The sequence below is a fragment of the Nocardia sp. 2TAF39 genome (genome assembly GCF_052114905.1).
Lineage (GTDB): Bacteria > Actinomycetota > Actinomycetes > Mycobacteriales > Mycobacteriaceae > Nocardia.
The window spans coordinates 252261-271441 of sequence record NZ_JBFRFQ010000001.1; the positions used below are offsets into that span (position 1 = coordinate 252261).

Here is a 19181-nt window from a genome sequence, read left to right on the forward strand (position 1 = left end):
AAATTCACACCGCGGGCGCCGACCCCTGCCGTCGCGACTATCTAGAAATGAGAAGGGGCGGCGCCGCGCGGCGTTCGACTGGGAGGTTCGCTGCGCATCGCAACCCCACCTCCTTCTCGTCGTTGCCGCGGACTCAGGACAGCCGCGTCCCTTGCAGAATACATCGCTTCCACTTGGGCCAGATGTGTACCGCGGCCAGTTACCGCAACCCACATCGACGACCTGTACCGCGGCACCGCCGCCGTCGGCACCCCCGAGCAGATCGTCGACAACCTCAGCAAGGTGCGCAACCTCGGCCTCGGCTACGCCATCCTCAACTTCCCGAAAGCCGCCTACGACACTTCCGGCATCGAACTCGAGGAATGCTCGAATCCTGTGGATGACTGGGAAGGAGGTACCTTCCAGGATGACTATCGGTCAAAGGATTCGATCAGTCCGGCGCGCCAACGCCGGCAGGAAGGTACGTCCCGATGCTCAAGGTAATCGACGGGGGCTGCGGCTCCAACCAGGACGGCGTGTCCGCGGCGGGTCGCTCGCCGATCGACGAGATCGTGCGTGAGGGCGCGCGGCGGATGCTGGCCGCAGCGCTCGAGGCCGAGGTCGCCGCCTACATCGCCCAGTTCACCGACCAGCTCGACGAGAACGGTCACCGGCTGGTGGTCCGCAACGGCTACCACAACGAGCGCAGCGTGGCTACCAGTGCGGGCGCGATCGAGGTCCGCGCGCCTCGGGTCAACGACAAGCGGGTGGACCCGGAAACCGGTGTGCGGCGACGGTTTTCCTCAGCGATCCTGCCGGCCTGGTGCCGGCGGTCACCGACGATGACCGAGGTGCTGCCGCTGCTGTATCTGCACGGGCTGTCCACCGGCGATTTCGCTCCGGCGCTGACCCAGTTCCTCGGCTCGGGGGCCGGTTTGTCACCGGCGTCGATCACCCGGCTGACCGCGCAGTGGCAGGACGAAGCGAAAGCCTTTGCCCAGCGGGACCTTTCGAATGTCGACTACGTGTACTGCTGGGTCGACGGGATTCACGTGAAGGTCCGCTTGGAACAGGACAAGCTGTGCCTGCTGGTGATGATCGGAGTGCGCGCCGACGGACGCAAGGAACTCATCGCCATCAGCGACGGCTACCGCGAGTCCATCGAGTCCTGGGCCGATCTGCTCCGCTGGCGCGCGGTCAACGGCGCCCACCTGGTCGCGCTCGTGCGCGCTGGCGCACGCTTCGAACGCGGACTGCTGGTCGAGCGCGAGGAGCTGGCGGCCTGATGACGCTCCCCGAACCGCTCACCGATACCGAACTCGACCAATTGGATGCACTCGCCCGCGCCGCAACACCGGGACCGTGGTTCGTCCGACTCCTCGACGACGAACACGCCATGAACCTGGTCGCCGTGAGCACCGTCCCCGACACCGGCCTCGGCGAACGGTGGCCCACCTTCGACCACCACCAAATCGTGGCAGCAACCCTCATCCAGCAGCCTCGATACGTCGACACCGCCGACGAACGCTGGGACGACAACGCTCTGTTCATCGCCCACGCACGCCAAGCCGTCCCACGACTCATCGACGAAGTCAGACGCCTACGCCAGCAGCTCGATAACGCCAACCGGAAGGAATCCGAAGCACCATAACGCCCACACCTAATCCACAGGTATTGACAATTCCTCGAGTATCGAACTCTTCGAACGCGAAGTAATACCGGCTTTGGCGGCACCGTAATGCGCAATCGACCACCCGTTCGATCGACGCAGGGCGAAGGTATTTGCACATTATCCGGAACACGCGCGGCCGAAACTACAGCATGCAGGACACGCAGCCCTCGACTTCTGTTCCCTCCAAAGCCATTTGGCGCAGGCGGGCCCGCTACGCAGCTTCCTGATCGACAGCCGATTGCGCGCGCTGGGCCAAATCGGCACCGATCCGGTATGCCTGGTCGATCAACTGCTTGTGAGCTTGGGAGTCGTCGGTCTCGGTGCCGTAGAGGAACGCTATGGATGACTCGGCTATCCCACAGTATCCGGCAATGCCGTGCACCATCTGGGTCGTCATCGCCTCCTTGTATCGGCGCCGGTCGTAGGTACCTTCATCGAGACCGGCAACTGCGATGAAATGCAAAGCTTTTACTGCACTCCGACCGCTCTCCGAGCTGGTGTCGTAGGCCCAGCCTCTGGCGAATACGCGGTCTATCCATCCTTTGGCCAAGGCCGGCATCGACCACCAGTACACCGGGAACAGAACGGCGATTTCCGCAGCCGAGTCAAGCAACTCCTGCTCACGCCTGACATCGGCGGGAACACCGTTGCGTAGACGGTGCACCGCCAGATCCTGCTCGCCGAAGACCGGATCGAATCCCGATGTTGTCAGATCGTGTGTTGTGGCAGTGGTGTTTCCATCCGCCTGAATGCCTTGTTCGACTGCTCTGGCAATGGCCCAGGTAGTGGAGTCGTGATCCGGGTGCGCAACCACCAATACGACGTTCGGTCGACCGTCTTCGTTCGTCATACGGCCAAGCTAAAGTATGACACTAACGTCAATGTCAAGGAGGTTGCCGGGTGCGGATCAGCGATCTGAGTCGTATCACCGGCGCGAGCCCTCGGATGCTCCGTCATTACGAGGCCGCCGGTGTCCTCTCGCCTCAGCGAGATCCCAACGGCTATCGACATTACAGCCCCGAGGATGTCAAGACAGTAGAGGATATTCGCTGCTTGCTGGCATCAGGACTGTCGCTGACCGAGTCCTACACGATGCTGCACATTGCGTGCACCGCCCCATCGAGTGCATCCGAGGACGAACGCGATGCCGTGTTGGAGCAACTCGACGAGCGCACACGCCGATTGGACACCGCCATCGAGCGACTCGTCGCCGAGAAGGCCAATCTGCGCGAGCTCCGCTCGAATATCGAGGCCGGCGGTCCTCCTGCCCGCAGCGCAGGCTCCGAGGTCTCACAGTGCTGAGCTCCCGCCTGCGGAGCTGGCTGGTAGACACCGGCCTCGACACCTCCGGCCGAGGCCCGACTACCTGCCGGCTGGAGGCATTCACCGTGTGCACCTGGTACGGCCACGTCGTCTACGTCTCGCAGCCGAGCGATCGAAGCGATACGCCGAAAGCGCAAGTCTCGATCGCTCGGCCACGAGCCATCAGGGGTCGCGAACACGCCGCGGCCGAAATTACAGCATGCAGGACACGCAGCCCTCGACTTCTGTTCCCTCCAAAGCCATTTGGCGCAGGCGGATGTAGTAGAGGGTCTTGATGCCCTTGCGCCAGGCGTAGATCTGGGCGCGGTTCAGGTCGCGGGTGGTAGCGGTGTCTTTGAAGAACAGCGTCAGCGACAGGCCCTGGTCCACGTGCTTGGTGGCCGCGGCGTAGGTGTCGATGATCTTCTCGTAACCGATGTCGTAGGCGTCCTCGTAGTACTCGAGGTTGTCGTTGTCCATGTAGGGCGCCGGGTAGTAGACGCGGCCGATCTTGCCTTCCTTGCGGATCTCGATCTTCGACGCCACCGGGTGGATGGAGCTGGTGGAGTGGTTGATGTAGGAGATCGAGCCGGTCGGCGGCACCGCCTGCAGGTTCTGGTTGTAGATGCCGTGCTCCATGACCGAGGCCTTCAGCGCACGCCAGTCGTCCTGAGTCGGGATGTGCACACCCGCGTCGGCGAAGAGCTGACGGACCCGTTCGGTCTTCGGCTCCCACACCTGTTCGGTGTACTTGTCGAAGTACTCACCACTGGCGTACTTCGATTCGGGGAACCCGCCGAAATAGGTGCCGCGCTCCTTCGCGATCAGGTTCGAGGCCCGGACCGCATGGTAGACAACGGTGTAGAAGTAGATGTCGGTGAAGTCGATGCCTTCTTCGGAGCCGTAGCGCACCCGCTCCCGCGCCAGGTAGCCGTGCAGGTTCATCTGCCCGAGGCCGATAGCGTGCGAGGAGTTGTTGCCCTGCTCGATCGACGGCACCGAGTAGATGTGGGTCTGGTCCGACACCGCGGTCAACGCCCGGATGGCCACCTCGATGGTCTGCGCGAAATCGGGTGAGTCCATCGTCTTGGCGATGTTCAGCGAGCCGAGGTTGCACGAGATGTCCTTGCCCACCTTCGCATAGGACAGGTCGTCGTTGAACTCCGACGGTGTGGACACCTGGAGGATTTCCGAGCACAGGTTCGAGTGCGTGATCTTGCCCGCGATCGGGTTGGACCGATTCACCGTGTCCTCGAACATGATGTACGGGTAGCCGGATTCGAACTGCAGCTCGGCGATGGTCTGGAAGAACTCGCGCGCCTTGATCTTCGACTTGCGGATGCGCTTGTCGTCGACCATCTCGTAGTACTTCTCGGTGACGTCGATGTCGGCGAACGGCTTGCCGTAGATCCGCTCCACGTCATAGGGCGAGAACAGGTACATGTCCTCGTTCTTCTTCGCCAGCTCGAACGTGATGTCCGGTACCACCACGCCCAGCGAGAGGGTCTTGATGCGGATCTTCTCGTCCGCGTTCTCCCGCTTGGTGTCCAGAAACCGGTAGATGTCCGGATGGTGTGCGTGCAGGTACACCGCGCCGGCACCCTGCCGCGCGCCGAGTTGGTTGGCGTAGGAGAACGAGTCCTCCAGCAGCTTCATGATCGGGATGACGCCCGAGCTCTGGTTCTCGATCTTCTTGATCGGCGCGCCGTGCTCGCGAATGTTGCTCAGCAGCAACGCGACACCGCCGCCGCGCTTGGACAGCTGCAGCGCGGAGTTGATCGAGCGGCCGATGGACTCCATGTTGTCCTCGATACGCAGGAGGAAGCAATTGTGCACCACCGCACCGCGAATCGTATAGGTATGTGTCCCCTCGACGTGCAGATTGTAGACGTTCTCCGGAGTTTCCTCGGTACGCACTACTTCACGGATACCGTACACATGACGCCCGTGAACCACCTGGTACGTCGTGCGCAATGTCCCCTTCCGGCCCACATAGTTGTGCAGATTCTTGCCCACATCGAATATGAACTCTTCGTTCGTGCCCGGCAACCCCGGGACGAACAGCTGACCCGTGGGGTTCCCCGCCTGGTTGATGTACCGGCGAACTGTGGAAACGACCCCCAGACGTCGAAGGATCAGCTGCACCTGATCCACCAGCCCCGGATTCACCAGATCCAGAACCATCCCGCCGGACGTGCAGCAGCCGTCCCCGCGGAACAGTCCGGCGAGTAGTCCACGCTGGAAGTCTTCGTCGGCCGTGAGAACATCATGGGTCAGCTGCTTCGTGCTGTATCCGGTTCCGGCCATGGAGAGAATCAACGACGCCACGATCTTGCTGTTACACACCATGCGCACGGAGTGATCAGAGTGGTTCGAATGAACGGAGAGGTCCGCTGCGAACACTCGCTTGAATGCGCCGGACAGTTCTTCCTGGAAAGCAGTTTCATGCGCGCCGAGAGTGAAGTGGACACCGTTCGGCAGCACCCCACCGTTGGCCGCCCGCTTGGAAACGTGCCCCTCCGCGACATACCAGCCCAGGATGAGGCCGAGATCGTAGGATTCCTCCACGTAGCGATTGACCGAAACGAAAGTCATTCGATGACGCTGCTTGTTCCGGTGCTTCGCGTCGATGTTCACCTTGCGAATCAGGCCGTCGACCTCTTCGTAGACACCTTCCCCGACATACTCCATCAGGTCGTACGCACGTCGGTCGCGTCCCTCCAGCGGCGCTGCGGTAACGATGAAATCCGAAGGATGGACATCTCGGGCAGCCAGCCACACGAATCCGTTGAACGGATCCGCGCCATCTCCTTCGATCAAGGTATCGACATCGCGCGTAGTCCACACGAGAATTGGATGCTCAGGCGTGCATCGGATGGGCTCCTTGTGTCCGAAGTGCGAAATCGACACCAGAGCCTGGTCATTCGGGTTCTCCACGACAGTTTCCACTGCGGAGTAGGAACCGTCATGGGAGAGTACCCGGTCACCGGGCTGCAAAGTCTCGATCGCCCGCGGACCGGCCATCGTGTCCACCGGGGTCCCCGCGGGGAAGCATGACACCGGCTCGCCGCGCTGCTTCTTGCCCGAGTTGAGGAAGGTCGGGGTGGCTGGCTGGAAACGGCCGTCGATGATCTCGTCGACCAGCTTGCTCGCCAGTGTCTCGTCACCGGCGGCGAGAGTGAGCGCGACCATGCACACCCGGTCCTCGAACCGCTCCAGGTAGCGTTTGCCGTCGAAGGTCTTCAGCGTGTACGAGGTGTAGTACTTGAACGCGCCGAGGAAGGTCGGGAACCGGAACTTCTTGGCGTACGCCTGCTTGAACAGCTTCTTGATGAACCCGCGGCTGTACTGATCGAGAACTTCTGCCTCGTAGTAGTTCTCGTCGATCAGGTAGTCCAGTTTCTCGTCCAGATTGTGGAAGAAGACGGTGTTCTGATTGACGTGCTGCAGAAAGTACTGGTGAGCGGCTTCGCGGTCCTTGTCGAACTGGATCTCGCCGTTCGGGCCGTACAGGTTCAGCATCGCGTTGAGGGCGTGGTAGTCCAGTATCTCGCCCGCGTCGCCGCCGCGGACCGGGGGCTGCTCTAAGCGAGCTGTTTTTCCGGTCGGCGCTGTCGTTGCTGTTGCCAAAACAATCCCAATCCCTCGCGGACGCGTTCGACGTCCTCAGCGGTTCCCATGAGTTCGAAGCGATACAGGTACGGCACCCCGCACTTGCGCGAGATCACCTCGCCCGCAAAGCAATAGGTATCGCCGAAGTTCGTGTTGCCCGCTGCGATGACACCGCGCAGCAGGGCGCGGTTGTGCGGATCGTTGAGGAACTTGGCGACCTGCCGCGGCACGAAATCCTTGTCGGACCGGTGACCCCCCAGTACGTGCCGACCGCCCCCGTAGGTGGGGACGACCAGCACGTACGGTTCGTCTACGCGCAGCGAATCGGCGGTGTGCAGTGGTATGCGAGTCGCCGGGAGACCCAGCTTCTCGACGAAACGATGTGTGTTCTCCGAGGCACTGGAGAAGTAGACCAGCGCCGCCCCTTCGGACATGGTCGACTTCCTCCTCTCCGGAGTACCGGGCAGTGGACCGTCCGGCATTCGCCCTCGGACGAATCGGAAGCGGTCAGGCCGCCACGGTCGCGAGCGACTTGATGCGGTCGGGCCGGAAGCCGGACCAGTGCTCGTCACCGGCCACCACTACCGGCGCCTGTAGGTATCCGAGGGCCATGACGTAGTCGCGCGCCTCGTCGCTCACGGAGATGTCGACGACCTCATAGTCCACCCCGGCCTTGTCGAGGGCCTTGTAGGTGGCGTTGCACTGGACGCAAGCGGGCTTGGTGTACACGGTGACGGTCATTGATATCCCTCTCTCCTTGTGATCCACAGCCTCTGATCCGTATGCCGATCGCTCGAGCCGATCGTTTCGAGCGACCTGCAAGCAGTCGCTAGCGATGCACAATCCGACGTATGCTGCGCAAACTCCTGGATCCGGTCTTGAATCCCCTGATCAGCCACGTGTGGCCGACATTTTTCGAGCGAGGTCTCGCGCCGCTTCCAGTACCGAAGACACTACACCTAGTGGCCGACAGATTCATCCAACACGACATGTAGCGAGTCACACGGATGGAATTCCAACGGGAGAAGTACCAGGACGCTCGATTCGCAACTCGACACAACAGTGACGCAGATCACAATTTGACCAAGCAGCTTACTTTCGGCAAACCTTCTGGCACACGGCGAGGGCCACCGCTACTCCAGCAGCGGTGGCCCTCGCTCGAGACCGGACGTGGAGCTTACACGGACGCCAGTTCGCCGCGCGCCGCCTCGACCAGTTCGCGCACCGTGGCCGCCAGCTCGGTCAGCGCCTCGGCGTCCTCGCGCGGATGCGCGGCACCGAACCGCTCGCCTACGACACCGAAGTGCAGATGCGCGGACTCCACCACGCGCGCGCCCGCGACGCCGAGCGCCTTGACCGCGTCGCCGTGCGCCCACCGAGCGGCGTTCGGGCTGATCGACGCGCTGACGACAGCAGAAGGCTTGCCCTTGATGGCGCCCGCGCCGTACGGGCGCGAGGCCCAGTCGATGGCGTTTTTCAGCACCGCCGACAGTGTGCCGTTGTATTCCGGAGTCACCACGAGCAGGCCGTCGGCCGCGGCGACCGCGTCACGCAGCGCCTGCGCGGCGGCGGGGACGGCACCGGGAACGTCGATGTCTTCGTTGTAGAACGGGATATCGCCGAGACCTTCGTAAATGGCGACCTCGACGCCCTCGGGGACGGTCTGCACGGCGGTCTCGGCAAGCTGCCGGTTGATCGAGGCGGCACGGAGGCTACCGACGAGTGCGAGGATGCGGGTCTGACTCATGACGACTCCTGGTGTACTGAATGTGGTTTCCGAACGTTCCACTCACATCAACCGGACCATGGTCCGATTATTTCCCGCGGAGTCTGCGTGAGCGCTGTGAACTACCCCACACCCGGCACGCCGGCGCCGGACGAGCGCCGCCTGCTCGGCATCGGCGCTCCGCTGCCCGGCACGGCGGGGCCCACCGAACGCGCGGATGCGGCGCGCAACCGGCAACTCCTGCTGGACGCGGCACAAGAGCTGGTGCGCGAGCATGGCGTAGACAGCCTGACCATGGACGCGCTGGCCAAGCGCGCCGGGGTCGGCAAGGGCACAGTGTTCCGCCGTTTCGGCAGCAGGTCAGGCCTGATGCACGCGCTGCTGGACCACTCGGAGCGGAAGAACCAGGAAGCGTTCATGTTCGGGCCGCCGCCGCTCGGTCCCGGCGCGCCACCGGTCGAACGGCTGGTCGCCTTCGGACGGGAACGGCTGATGCATCTCGAGGTGGAAGGCGAGCTGCACCGCGCGGCCGAGATCGGCGAAGCCGGGGACCGCTATTCCGGCGCGCCCTACGGACTTCTGCGCGCCCACGTGGCCATGCTGCTGCGCCAGGCCGACGTACAGGGTCAGATTCCGCTGATCGTCGACTCGCTGCTGGCGATACTCAGCGCGGCGCTCGTCTTGCATCAGATGCACGTCCAGGGCTACACCCGCGAGCAGATCGGCGACAACTGGGAGGCCTTCGTTCGGCGCGTTGTCACCGGGTGAATCGCCAGTAGACTCGAGCGCCATGCGGAACCTGCGCGAACAGATCATCACCGAATTGGGCGTCCAGCCGAGCGTCGAACCGAAGACCGAGGTGCGGCGCCGGGTCGATTTCCTGAAGGATTATCTGAACGCCACTCCCGCGCGCGGTTTCGTCCTCGGCATCAGCGGCGGGCAGGACAGCGCGCTCACCGGACGGCTCTGCCAGCTCGCGGTCGAGGAGCTGCGCGCGGACAGTGTCGACGCGACCTTCCTAGCCGTCCGGCTACCCTACGGCGTGCAGGCCGACGAGGACGACGCCCGGATCGCGCTGAAATTCATCCAGCCGGATCGGTCGGTCGCGGTGAACGTCCGCCCCGGCGCGAACGCGGTGGCCGCCGAGGCGGCGTCGGCGCTTCAGGCGGACAAGCTGCGTGATTTCGTGCGGGGCAACATCAAAGCCCGCGAGCGCATGGTGATCCAGTACGCGCTGGCCGGCCAGGAGAACCTGCTGGTCGTCGGCACCGACCATGCGGCAGAGGCGGTCACCGGCTTCTTCACCAAGTACGGCGACGGCGGCGTCGACCTGACGCCGCTCACCGGCCTCACCAAGCGTCAGGGCGCGGCGCTGCTGCAGGAACTGGGCGCACCCGCCAGCATCTGGTCCAAGGTCCCCACCGCCGATCTCGAGGACGACCGGCCTGCACTGCCCGACGAGGAAGCGCTCGGTCTGCGCTACAGCGAGATCGACGACTACCTCGAGGGCGAGGACGTGACGCCGGAAGTCGCGGCCAAGGTCGAAGCGATATTCCTGAACACCCGGCACAAGCGCACAGTCCCGGTCACGCCGCTGGACACCTGGTGGCGTTCCTAGCCGCGCCGGGAAGAACTGGCACCGGCTCTCCCCTGGAGAGCAGCACGCAGACAGCCGGGGCGCCGCGTAATTATCCGCCTGCGAAGGGCGGAAGCACGTCCACCTGGGGGCTCAGCGCGACACCGGGGTCGCGGGTGAGTTCGTCGCCGATCAGGTAGGCGCAGACCGACAGCATCTTGTCCAGGTCGGGGCCATAGGAGGCGGACAGGGTGGCGCGCAGGTCGGCGATCGTGGCGCCGGCCGGGAATTCGAGGGTCTCGCGGTCCTTACCGACGGCGTCGGCGATGGCGGCGAAGTATCGGATCTCAACCACCGATGGCTCCCATCGTCCGTTCCGGGGGGACGAACCCTTCGGAGTCGATGCCGTGGCCTGCCCATTTGCTCCACATCGCACCACGCCACAGGGTTGCGAGCTCGTCGTCGTCGGCACCGGAACGCAGTGCCTGGCGCAGGTCGAACTCCTGATCGCTGAACAGGCAGGAGCGCAGCATGCCGTCCGCGGTGAGCCGGGTGCGGTCGCAGGTGTCGCAGAACTTGCGGGTGACTGTCGCGATGATGCCGACGGTCGCGGGGCCGCCGTCGACCGACCACTTCTCCGCGGGCGCCGACGGATCAGCACGGCCCACCGCAGTGAGTTCGAACCGGGCGCCGAGCACGTCGAGCAGCTCGGCGGCGGTGACCATGTTGGTGCGAGCCCACTCGTGGTCGGCGTCCAGCGGCATCTCCTCGATGAACCGCAGCTCACAACTCTCGTCCAGGCACCACTGCAGCAGATCTGGTGCACCCGAAAGGGTTTCGCGCATCAGCACGGCGTTCACCTTGACCGGCGCCAGACCGGCCAGCCGTGCGGCGCGGATGCCCGCCAACGTGGAGTCGAGGCGGTCGCGCCGGGTCAGCCGTGCGAAGCCGACCCGGTCGACGGTGTCCAGCGACACGTTCACCCGGTGCAGCCCGGCGACGACGAGCGCGCGGGCACGGTGCTCCAGCCCGACGCCGTTGGTGGTCATGGCCAGCGGGATGTGCGGCACCGCTTCGTGGCATCCGGCGATGATCTGCTCCAGGTCGCGGCGCATGAGCGGCTCGCCTCCGGTGAAGCGGACCTCCCGCACCCCCAGCTCGCGGACCGCGAGACCGACCAGCCGCACGATCTCGTCGGTGGTGAGCAGCTCGTGTCGGGGAATCTCCGGCAGACCCTCCTCCGGCATACAGTAGGTACAGCGCAGCGAGCACTTCTCGGTGATGGAGACGCGCAGATCACGGGCGACACGTCCGAACCGATCCAGCAAGTAGGGCGTGTCGGGGCGGCCGTCGAGCGAGGGACGCCCCGAACGCACGACGGGAATCCCGACCTCGACCAGAGTCACATGTCCATTATGACGGCCTGCCGAGAATCGTCGGCGGCGCAAGGTACCGAAATCGCTCACCGTAGCGGGGCGGCGAGTGTGCGTTCCGCACCAGCCGGCCCGCCTGGATCACCGGGCCGGCGGCCGTCGGCGGAGGCGGAAAGTCCCTGCATCCGGCGTTAGGCTGACTCGCATGAACCCTCGGCCCGCCAGTGTCTCGACCCGGCTCGTCGACGACTACCGCGACAGCATCGAACAGCTGTTGCGGCCGCTGGCCGCGCGCGCGGTCGAGTCTGCCCCGGTGCCGGAGGCGTTGGGCCGGCAGTTGGCCGACGACATCCGGTCGCCGATCGATCTTCCGGTGTTCCGTAACTCGGCGATGGACGGGTACGCGGTGCGTGCCGAGTCGGTAGCAATCGCGCCGGTGACGCTGCCGCTCGCGGGCGTGGTCGCGGCAGGTGCTCCCGGCCGGACACCGCTACCGCCCGGCGCGGCCGTCAAGGTGATGACCGGCGCCCCGCTCCCGCCGGGCGCGGACTGCGTGATTCCGGTGGAGGACACGCACGCCGACGGCGACACGGTGACCGTCGAACACGGCCGCAGCGCGGGCGAATTCGTGCGCGAACCAGGCACCGACGTGCGGGCCGGAGACCTGCTGGCCACCGCGGGGACCGCGCTGGCGCCCCGGCACATCGCGGCACTGGCCGCGGTCGGCATCCCGATGGTGGCGGTGTTCGCCGCGGTGCGCGCAGCGGTCATCACCACCGGCGACGAACTGGTAGCCGCGGGAACCATCCTGCGACCAGGGCAGATCTACAACTCCAACGGCACTGCCCTGGCCGCGGCACTGGCGGCGAACGGCGTCACGGTCGTCTCGGTCACGCACAGCACCGACGATCCGGCGCGCTTTCGCGCGCTGCTGTCCGCCGCGACGAGCGCGGCCGATGTGGTGTTCACCTCCGGTGGGGTATCCAAGGGCGACTTCGAGGTGGTGAAGGAGGTGCTCGAGCCGCTCGGCGGGCAGTTCGGCTCGGTCTCGATGCAGCCCGGCGGACCGCAGGGGCTGACCGTCGTCGGCGGCGTCCCGGTGCTCAGCTTCCCGGGCAACCCCGTCAGCACGATGGTGTCGTTCGAGGTGTTCGCGCGACCGATCCTGCGCCACCTCGCGGGCCTGCCCGAAGTCGAGACCTATGAGCTACCGCTGCGCACCACCGTGCCTCGCTCGCCGGAGGGTAAGCGGCAGTTCCTGCGCGGCAAGCTGGTCCGCGGACAGTCCGGGGATCCTCCCGGTTCGCTCCGACATCCGATCGCGGTCGAGGTGGTGTCCGGGCCCGGCTCGCACCTGGTGGCGAGCATGGCGTGGGCCGACGCATTGATCGACGTACCTGCCGAGGTTTCCGCATTGCCTGCGGGCGCGACTGTGCGAGTGTGGTCACTATGAGCGAGCGAACTGTAGGCGCAGCCGAGCATCGCTCGGTCGCGGCGGAGCCGAGCGCCAGCGAGGCGGAGACCGTGAGCGAGCGCAGCGAGCGAACAGTAGGCGCAGCCGAGCATCGCTCGGTCGCGGCGGAGCCGAGCGCCAGCGAGGCGGAGACGTGAGCGAGCTATCCCATGTCGACCGGGAAGGTCGCGCCCGCATGGTCGATGTGACTGCGAAGACCGACACCACCCGGATCGCCGTCGCGGCGGGCGAACTGCGGACAACCGCCGAGGTGGTCGCGCTGGTGCGGGCCGACAACCTGCCGAAGGCGGATGTGCTGTCCACCGCGCGCATCGCCGGCATCGCGGGCGCGAAGAAGACCTCGGAACTGATTCCGCTGTGCCACCAGCTGGCGCTGTCCTCGGTGCGGGTCGAGTTCGGTTTCACCGAGGCCGCGATAACTATCGAGGCCACCGCGAAGACCAAGGGCCCCACCGGCGTCGAGATGGAGGCACTGACCGCTGTCGCTGTCGCCGGGCTCACCCTGCACGACATGGTGAAGGCGGTCGACCCGGCGGCGACGCTCGACGCGGTGCGGTTGCTCACCAAGGAGGGCGGCAAGCACGGCCATTGGGAGCGTCCCGCCGCCGAAGCACCGAGCGAGGCCACGAATCGGCTGATCGGTGACGAAAAATCCTCGGCCGGTGAGCTTCCCGACACCGACCAGGAGATCGATCGGGAGCTCGGCGAGGAATCCCTCTCGGCCGTGGTCCTCGTCGCCTCCACGGGTGCCGCGGCGGGCATCCGCGCCGATACCACCGGCCCTGTTCTCGTGGAATGGCTTGCAGGCCTCGGCTTCTCGGTGCGCGGGCCGCTGGTCTACGCCGATGCCGAGATCGAGGTCGGCCTGGCCGACGCGCTGCGCTTCGCGCCCGCGCTCGTGATCACCACGGGGGGAACCGGCGCCTCCCCGACCGACGCCACACCGGAAGCCACTCTCGCGGTACTCGACCGCGAACTGCCCGGCGTGGCAGAGGCGATCCGGCAACGCGGCACTGCCGAGTTCCCGCTCGCCGCGCTGAGCCGGGGCGTGGCCGGGCTCGCGGGCCGCTCGGTCATCGTGAACCTGCCCGGCTCGCCCGGCGGCGTCAAAGACGGCATCGCGGTGTTGGAACCGCTACTGATTCATTTACTCGCACAAGTGGCCGGAGGCGGCAATCATGACAACAGCTGAGGCGACCGTCCGGCTCGCGCGGATCAGCGACCGCCTACTCGATCCCGCCGAGGTCGATGCGGCGGTGACCGGACCGCACTACGGCGCGGTCGTTCTGTTTACCGGTAAGGTCCGCGACCATGATGGCGGACAGGCTGTTTCGGCCCTGGAATACTCCGCGCACCCGCAGGCGGAGCGGTTCCTGCGCACAGTGTGCGCGGAGCTGGCCGCCTCCCGCGGCCTGCCCGTCGCGGCGGTGCACCGCGTCGGCGAGCTGACCATCGGCGATCTCGCGATCGCGGTCGCGGTCGCGGCCGCACACCGCGCCGAGGCCTTCGCCGCGTGCGCGGAATTGGTGGATCGGATCAAACACGAGGTGCCGATCTGGAAGCGCCAACTGTTCGCCGACGGCCTGTCGGAATGGGTGAACGCCTGCTAGTGCGGCACGCGGCGCCAGACGCCGAGCATGGTCTGCGGATCGAGCGGATCGGTGGCGGCATGCACCGTGTCGTGCAGGCGTGCCAGGGCGGTGTCGGTGTGCAGGCCCGCCCCGATGAGCACCAGCTGCGTGCCGCGAGATTCGCCGCGCGCCCAGCTACCCGGTTCGAAGACGATGTGGCGGCCAACCATGTGCAAGCCGAACTTCCTGCGTTCGCCCGCAACACCGAATGTCGCGAAGCCCTTGGCCCGGAACAGACCTGGCGGCGGGTCCTCCAGGAAACCGATCAGTCGGCGCGGGTCCAGGTCTCGCGTACTGGTGAACGAGACGCTGGTGTACTCGTCGTGCAAATGGCGGTGGTCGTCGTGGTCCGTGTCGTGGTTGTGCTCGACGAGCAGTTCATCGAAGCTCAATTGCTCTGCCACCCGCGGTATCTCGCGGAGCGGCTCGTCGAACAGCAGTCCGGGATCGATCCGGCCGTGCGTGGTCGCGTACACCGGCACCGGGCCGACGAGCTCCGCGATGTGGTTCCGCAGCCGGGCCAGCTGTGCGGCGGGTACCCGGTCGGCCTTGTTCACCACCACCAGATCGGCCAGCCGCAGATGCGTGACCAGCTCGGGATGACGTGCGCTACTGAGCGGAAACTGTTCGGCGTCTACCACTTCGACCAATCCGCCGTAGCGGATTCGGGGGTTGTCGCTGCCGACCACCATCCGGATGAGGTTGCGCGGCTCGGCGAGGCCGCTGGCTTCCACCACGATCACGTCGATCTTGGCACGTGGCTGCGCGAGCCGGGTGAACAGCTCATCCAGTTCGGTGACGTCGACCGCGCAGCATACGCAGCCGTTGCCGAGCGAGACCATGGCGTCGACCTGCCCGGCGACCAGCATCGAGTCGATGTTGATCGCCCCGAAGTCGTTGACCACCACCCCGATCCGGGTTCCCAGGTTGTCGCGCAGCAAGTGGTTGAGCAAGGTCGTCTTCCCGGAGCCGAGAAACCCCGCGACGAGCACAACAGGAATCCGGTCAGCCATTCCGCTCAGCCTACTGCGCGGCGCGGTGCCGCCTGCAAAGCCGGACGCCACCCTCGATGTGGCGAGGATGGCGTCCGGTGGGTTCGGTGTGCGGACTATTTCGAGGGGCCGTGCAGCAGGCCCAACAGGGTGTCGGCCAGATTGACCAACTCGGGGGTGATGACGGTGGTGTCGATGCCGAGCGACCTCGCCAACGGCATCAGCAGCTCAACGACCTTCCCGCCGGCGCTCCCTTCGGGACCGGCCCATTGCTGGGTACCGGGCGTGCTCTGAGACTGCGGCCCACCAGGAACAACCTGAGACTGCGGCCCACCAGGAACAACCTGAGACTGCGGCCCACCAGGAACAACCTGACCCGGCAGCGGGATGATCCGCGCTTGCGGTTCACCTGGAACTGCCTGGCCCGGCGGCACATCCGGAATGATCCGAGACTGCGGCTCAGTCGAAACCGTCTGACCGGGTAGTGCGCCCGGGACAGCTTGCGGCACGCTCAGCGCCATCGCTGGCCGATCCGACGGAACACCCGACCGCGCAGCGCCCGGAAATGCCCCGGGCCGATCCGACGACGAGCCGGTCTGCGGAGCGCCGAGCACATAGCCGACCAAGCCGGTAGTGATCGCGATGGCGTGCTCGAGCTGCCCTTCCTGGCTCTCCAGTAGGGCGGCGTCCTCAGGGTTCGCGCCGTTGCCCATCTCGACGAAAACGTCGGGGACGGCGGTCAGCGCGGGTCCGGCGATGTCTTTGCGGGTCTGTAGCCCGTCCGCCACACCCGCGTAGTTCGCCGAGGGGAACCCGGCGTGCAGGTAAGCGTCGCGGACCGACTTCGATGCGGCATATCCTGATCCGGACTGGACCTGATTCACCGTCCCGTCCGGTATCGGCAGTGTTGGAATGATCAGGTGGAAGCCCCGGTACTCCGCGGGAGCGCTGTCGGCGTGAATGCTCACGGCGACCGCGGCGCCGGACTCGTTGGCCGCACGCGCCCGCTCGTCGATGCAGCCACCCCAGCCCGTGTCGTCTTGGCGGCTCAACACCACGCGCGCGCCGAGACTCTCCAACGACGCCTTGACCAACTGCGCGACGTTCCAGTTGATGGTGTGCTCGGGGATGCCGTTCATCGTGGTCATACCGGTGGTCTGGCAGTCCTTCGTACCGCCGCGACCATCGCCGACTTGTCTGGCCAGGTCCTCCGAGTGATTCGACCCCTGGTGGCCGGGATCGAGAAATATGGTCTTGCCTGCGAGTTTGTTCGTTATGTCCGGCGCTGCCGGTGTAGCTTGCGCAATTATCGGGAGCAGTCCGGAGAGCGTCAATGTCACCGCGGCCGTGACGGCGGTACAGCTACCGGCCTTGATGATGCTTGGCTTCATGTGCGGTCGGCGCCCCGAGACAGGGCACCCCTCCCTTCCCACTAGTAACACCAAACCCAATAGTCACTCTTGCAACGTGGGTATCAGCAAGCAAGGCCAGTTATCGAACCGTTACTCAGCGGAATGGCATGTTCGGGCTGCTCAGAAGCCAGCGGCAGACTGCGCAGCGACCGAAGGCCGTAGTGCACCCGCGTCTTCACCGTGCCCACGGGGACGCCGAAGTCGTCGGCGACCTCCTGGTAGGCCCGGTCCCGCAGAATCACCTCGGTCACCGCCTCCCGCTGGGCGGCGGGCAGCAGGGCCAGCAGTTGCGCCACCAGTAGGCCGTCGACCAGCCCGTCGGTGAAATCGGGGTGCGCATACCGGGAATTGGTCAGTTCGTCGACCTCGTCCCAGTCGGCATCCCAGGGCCGTGCGGCCCGCGCGCGAGCCATGTCGATGACGACGTTGCGCTGAATGGCCAGTAGCCAGGTCCGGACCGCGCCCTTGGCTTCGTCGAACCTCCCACAGGAACGCCACGCGCGCAGCAGGGTTTCCTGTACCGCCTGTTCTGCGAGCCCCGGATCGTCCAACGATCGCGAGGCCCGCCAGTGCAGCAGCGCACGCTCGCTGGTCAGCACGGTGGCGAGGCCCTCGTCGGTGCACAATCGCGCGCAACGCAGGCCACACGGGACAGAGCGCACCTGCCCGACGCGGGAGGCAAGCCGAGCACATCTCATACCGGGATATCGCGGCGATCCGACCGGATGACAACATCGCCGACGATTCAGTGCTGCCGTCGACCGGAATTCCGGTTTCGATCACATACCTCGGGCGGTTCTGGTAAACCTTGCCCCCGGAGATTTCGGGGATCTCCCTCGTCAGCCGCGACGCGGCAGCAGAAGACAGTCGAGGAGAACATCGTCATGCGTGCAAGCACGCTCCTGACCGCGGGGGCCATGGCCGCCGCGGCGACCCTGCTCGGAGCAGGAACAGCTGCGGCCGAACCCGCGAACACCATGCCGGACGACGGCCTCTACCTGGTCGGGGTCGACATTTTCCCCGGCACCTGGGAGGCGCCGGGCACCCCCGATCCGGCTTACGGCTGCGACTGGCGCAGGCTGTGGAAGGTCGAGGGCGACAACACCGACATGAAGAACATCATCGCGAACAACTTCACCCGCCTCAGCCCCGTGCGAGTGGAGATCAAGCCGACCGATGTCGCGTTCAAGACCGAGAACTGCGGCCCGTGGCGGTTACTGCCCCCGCCGCCGAGCACCGGATCCTTCGGCGGCTGACCGCGCGGGGAAACGCCTCGTCCGCGTATCGACTCACGTTCAACAGGCACTAGGGTCGGCCGCATGACGAGCGCATGGCTGCCCATCCCGGCATCCGTGGCGATCGATCGATCTGGTGCTGCCCCAGCTGCCCGAGGCCGTCGTGGCGCGGATGAGGTGAACGGCGCGCCCTCGGCGGCTCACTTCACCAAAGTGAACTGCATGACGTCGATGTGCCCGCTGCGGAAGTTGGCCGCGCAGCCGGTCAGGTACTTCATATAGCGCTCGTAGACTTCCTCGGACGCGAGCGCGATCGCCTCGTCACGGTGGTCGCGTAGCGCGGCGGCCCAGCAGTCGAGTGTGCGCGCGTAGTGCGGCTGCAACTCCTGGATCTTCTCCGTGCCGAACCCGGCGCGACCGGCGAGCCGGGTCACCACCGCGGGCTGCGGCAGCTGTCCGCCCGGGAAGATCTCCCGCTTGATGAAGATGTGGAACAAGGCGTTGTCCCGGGTGACGGGAATATTCATGCGCCGTAGGTCGTTGAGCGTGTGGCCGATGATGGTATGCAGGAGCATCCGCCCGTCGTTCGGAAGCATTCGGTAGCAACACTCGAAGAAGGCCTCATAGCGCTCACGCCGGAAGTGCTCGAATGCGCCGATGCTGACGATCCGGTCGGCGCCGCCCTCGTACTCCTCCCAGCCCTGCAGCCGGACCTCGGCGCCCGGGATGCGCTCCCGGTCGATCATGGCCTGCACGTATTCGTACTGGTTGCGGCTGAGCGTGAGCCCGACAACCTTGACCCCGTACACCGTTGCGGCACGCACCATCGTTGCGCCCCAACCGCATCCGATATCGAGTAGGGTCATGCCCGGCTGCAGGTCGAGCTTGCCGAGCGCCAAATCGATCTTGGCGCGCTGTGCCTGTTCGAGCGTCATATCCGGGCGCTCGAAGTAGGCACAGCTATAGGTCATCGAGGGGTCCAGGAATAGCGCGTAGAACTCGTCGGACAGGTCGTAGTGCGCTTGCACCTGCCGATAGAACGGCGGGAGGTCGGTCATCACGTTTCTCCTGTTCATCGGGCCTCATCAGCTGATACGCGCGAGCGGGGAGTTTCGTTTACCGTCGGTGCCGAACGATACCGAAGCGTTGCCGACGCGCTGTCGAGGCACGCTCGCCCGCCTTGCGCGTCGACGGGCA

At 65.6% G+C, this 19181-nt stretch carries 20 protein-coding genes and 4 pseudogenes; 10 read left to right on the top strand and 14 right to left on the bottom strand.

Going from position 1 to position 19181, the window contains the following annotated elements; all coding sequences use genetic code 11:
- Nucleotides 1-470 precede the first annotated feature (470 nt).
- On the top strand, nucleotides 471-1265 hold the full coding sequence (locus AB4Z47_RS01005) for a transposase (protein ID WP_441947235.1): 795 nt from the start codon (nucleotides 471-473) through the stop codon (nucleotides 1263-1265).
- The gene (locus AB4Z47_RS01010) at nucleotides 1265-1630 is read left to right on the top strand and encodes a hypothetical protein (protein WP_441947236.1); all 366 of its coding nucleotides are present in this window, start codon (nucleotides 1265-1267) and stop codon (nucleotides 1628-1630) included. The genes AB4Z47_RS01005 and AB4Z47_RS01010 overlap by 1 nt, the downstream gene beginning before the upstream one ends.
- Before the next feature lie 163 nt (nucleotides 1631-1793).
- Here AB4Z47_RS01010 and AB4Z47_RS01015 read toward each other — a convergent pair.
- A pseudogene (locus tag AB4Z47_RS01015) lies at nucleotides 1794-1856 on the bottom strand (ribonucleoside-diphosphate reductase); the annotation flags it as partial.
- Nucleotides 1857-1862: 6 nt separating this feature from the next.
- Nucleotides 1863-2465, bottom strand: coding sequence for an NAD(P)H-dependent oxidoreductase (locus AB4Z47_RS01020; RefSeq protein ID WP_441947237.1), 603 nt, complete (start codon nucleotides 2463-2465; stop codon nucleotides 1863-1865).
- A gap of 86 nt (nucleotides 2466-2551) precedes the next feature.
- Here AB4Z47_RS01020 and AB4Z47_RS01025 point away from each other — a divergent pair, with 86 nt between their 5' ends.
- Complete coding sequence (locus tag AB4Z47_RS01025; protein ID WP_441947238.1) at nucleotides 2552-2953, top strand: MerR family transcriptional regulator; 402 nt, start codon at nucleotides 2552-2554, stop codon at nucleotides 2951-2953.
- Between the two features lie 213 nt (nucleotides 2954-3166).
- On the opposite strand, the pseudogene nrdE reads toward AB4Z47_RS01025, so the two are convergent.
- The 6 genes and pseudogenes from nrdE to AB4Z47_RS01055 all read right to left on the bottom strand — a co-directional run.
- Nucleotides 3167-4783 (bottom strand): annotated as a pseudogene (gene nrdE / locus AB4Z47_RS01030) (class 1b ribonucleoside-diphosphate reductase subunit alpha); the annotation flags it as partial.
- Between the two features lie 24 nt (nucleotides 4784-4807).
- Nucleotides 4808-6013 (bottom strand): annotated as a pseudogene (locus tag AB4Z47_RS01035) (LAGLIDADG family homing endonuclease); the annotation flags it as partial.
- Nucleotides 6002-6502 (bottom strand): annotated as a pseudogene (locus tag AB4Z47_RS01040) (ribonucleotide reductase N-terminal alpha domain-containing protein); the annotation flags it as partial. The pseudogenes AB4Z47_RS01035 and AB4Z47_RS01040, both read right to left, overlap by 12 nt.
- Before the next feature lie 35 nt (nucleotides 6503-6537).
- A complete protein-coding gene (gene nrdI / locus AB4Z47_RS01045; protein ID WP_441947239.1) occupies nucleotides 6538-6999 on the bottom strand; it encodes a class Ib ribonucleoside-diphosphate reductase assembly flavoprotein NrdI in 462 nt (153 codons plus the stop codon).
- A gap of 73 nt (nucleotides 7000-7072) precedes the next feature.
- Entirely contained in the window at nucleotides 7073-7306 is a 234-nt protein-coding gene (gene nrdH / locus AB4Z47_RS01050; protein WP_327120349.1) for a glutaredoxin-like protein NrdH, read from the bottom strand.
- 436 nt (nucleotides 7307-7742) lie between these two features.
- Nucleotides 7743-8312 (bottom strand): NAD(P)H-dependent oxidoreductase, encoded by a 570-nt coding sequence (locus AB4Z47_RS01055; protein ID WP_441947240.1) that lies wholly within the window; start codon nucleotides 8310-8312, stop codon nucleotides 7743-7745.
- Between the two features lie 150 nt (nucleotides 8313-8462).
- Between AB4Z47_RS01055 and AB4Z47_RS01060 the strand changes: the two genes are divergently transcribed.
- Both AB4Z47_RS01060 and nadE read left to right on the top strand, forming a co-directional pair.
- The gene (locus AB4Z47_RS01060) at nucleotides 8463-9059 is read left to right on the top strand and encodes a TetR/AcrR family transcriptional regulator (protein WP_441947335.1); all 597 of its coding nucleotides are present in this window, start codon (nucleotides 8463-8465) and stop codon (nucleotides 9057-9059) included.
- Between the two features lie 22 nt (nucleotides 9060-9081).
- The gene (gene nadE, locus AB4Z47_RS01065; protein WP_441947241.1) at nucleotides 9082-9909 is read left to right on the top strand and encodes an ammonia-dependent NAD(+) synthetase; all 828 of its coding nucleotides are present in this window, start codon (nucleotides 9082-9084) and stop codon (nucleotides 9907-9909) included.
- A 70-nt stretch (nucleotides 9910-9979) separates the two neighbouring features.
- On the opposite strand, the gene AB4Z47_RS01070 is transcribed toward nadE, so the two are convergent.
- Complete coding sequence (locus AB4Z47_RS01070; RefSeq protein WP_441947242.1) at nucleotides 9980-10222, bottom strand: MoaD/ThiS family protein; 243 nt, start codon at nucleotides 10220-10222, stop codon at nucleotides 9980-9982.
- The gene (gene moaA / locus AB4Z47_RS01075) at nucleotides 10215-11273 is read right to left on the bottom strand and encodes a GTP 3',8-cyclase MoaA (RefSeq protein WP_441947243.1); all 1059 of its coding nucleotides are present in this window, start codon (nucleotides 11271-11273) and stop codon (nucleotides 10215-10217) included. Before moaA ends, AB4Z47_RS01070 begins: the two co-directional genes overlap by 8 nt.
- A 172-nt stretch (nucleotides 11274-11445) precedes the next feature.
- Between moaA and AB4Z47_RS01080 the strand changes: the two genes are divergently transcribed.
- From AB4Z47_RS01080 to AB4Z47_RS01095, 4 genes are read left to right on the top strand one after another with little or no spacing between them, the layout of a single operon-like run.
- Nucleotides 11446-12693 (top strand): molybdopterin molybdotransferase MoeA, encoded by a 1248-nt coding sequence (locus AB4Z47_RS01080; protein ID WP_441947244.1) that lies wholly within the window; start codon nucleotides 11446-11448, stop codon nucleotides 12691-12693.
- The gene (locus AB4Z47_RS01085) at nucleotides 12690-12851 is read left to right on the top strand and encodes a hypothetical protein (protein ID WP_441947245.1); all 162 of its coding nucleotides are present in this window, start codon (nucleotides 12690-12692) and stop codon (nucleotides 12849-12851) included. The genes AB4Z47_RS01080 and AB4Z47_RS01085 overlap by 4 nt, the downstream gene beginning before the upstream one ends.
- A complete protein-coding gene (gene moaCB, locus AB4Z47_RS01090) occupies nucleotides 12848-13906 on the top strand; it encodes a bifunctional molybdenum cofactor biosynthesis protein MoaC/MoaB (RefSeq protein ID WP_441947246.1) in 1059 nt (352 codons plus the stop codon). The genes AB4Z47_RS01085 and moaCB overlap by 4 nt, the downstream gene beginning before the upstream one ends.
- Nucleotides 13893-14324, top strand: a complete 432-nt coding sequence (locus AB4Z47_RS01095) for a molybdenum cofactor biosynthesis protein MoaE (protein ID WP_441947247.1) — start codon at nucleotides 13893-13895, stop codon at nucleotides 14322-14324. The genes moaCB and AB4Z47_RS01095 overlap by 14 nt, the downstream gene beginning before the upstream one ends.
- Here AB4Z47_RS01095 and AB4Z47_RS01100 read toward each other — a convergent pair.
- The 3 genes from AB4Z47_RS01100 to AB4Z47_RS01110 form a co-directional block, all read right to left on the bottom strand.
- Complete coding sequence (locus AB4Z47_RS01100; protein ID WP_441947248.1) at nucleotides 14321-15358, bottom strand: CobW family GTP-binding protein; 1038 nt, start codon at nucleotides 15356-15358, stop codon at nucleotides 14321-14323. The two genes, AB4Z47_RS01095 and AB4Z47_RS01100, sit on opposite strands and share 4 nt — an antisense overlap.
- 95 nt (nucleotides 15359-15453) lie before the next feature.
- Nucleotides 15454-16728: an N-acetylmuramoyl-L-alanine amidase gene (locus AB4Z47_RS01105; protein ID WP_441947249.1), complete on the bottom strand. Its 1275-nt coding sequence runs from the start codon at nucleotides 16726-16728 to the stop codon at nucleotides 15454-15456.
- Nucleotides 16729-16811: 83 nt separating this feature from the next.
- Nucleotides 16812-17375: a sigma-70 family RNA polymerase sigma factor gene (locus tag AB4Z47_RS01110; protein WP_441947250.1), complete on the bottom strand. Its 564-nt coding sequence runs from the start codon at nucleotides 17373-17375 to the stop codon at nucleotides 16812-16814.
- Nucleotides 17376-17633: 258 nt separating this feature from the next.
- Between AB4Z47_RS01110 and AB4Z47_RS01115 the strand changes: the two genes are divergently transcribed.
- Nucleotides 17634-18005, top strand: a complete 372-nt coding sequence (locus AB4Z47_RS01115) for a hypothetical protein (protein WP_441947251.1) — start codon at nucleotides 17634-17636, stop codon at nucleotides 18003-18005.
- Between the two features lie 179 nt (nucleotides 18006-18184).
- Here AB4Z47_RS01115 and AB4Z47_RS01120 read toward each other — a convergent pair whose 3' ends face one another.
- Nucleotides 18185-19042 (bottom strand): cyclopropane mycolic acid synthase family methyltransferase, encoded by an 858-nt coding sequence (locus tag AB4Z47_RS01120; protein ID WP_441947252.1) that lies wholly within the window; start codon nucleotides 19040-19042, stop codon nucleotides 18185-18187.
- Between the last annotated feature and the right edge of the window lie 139 nt (nucleotides 19043-19181).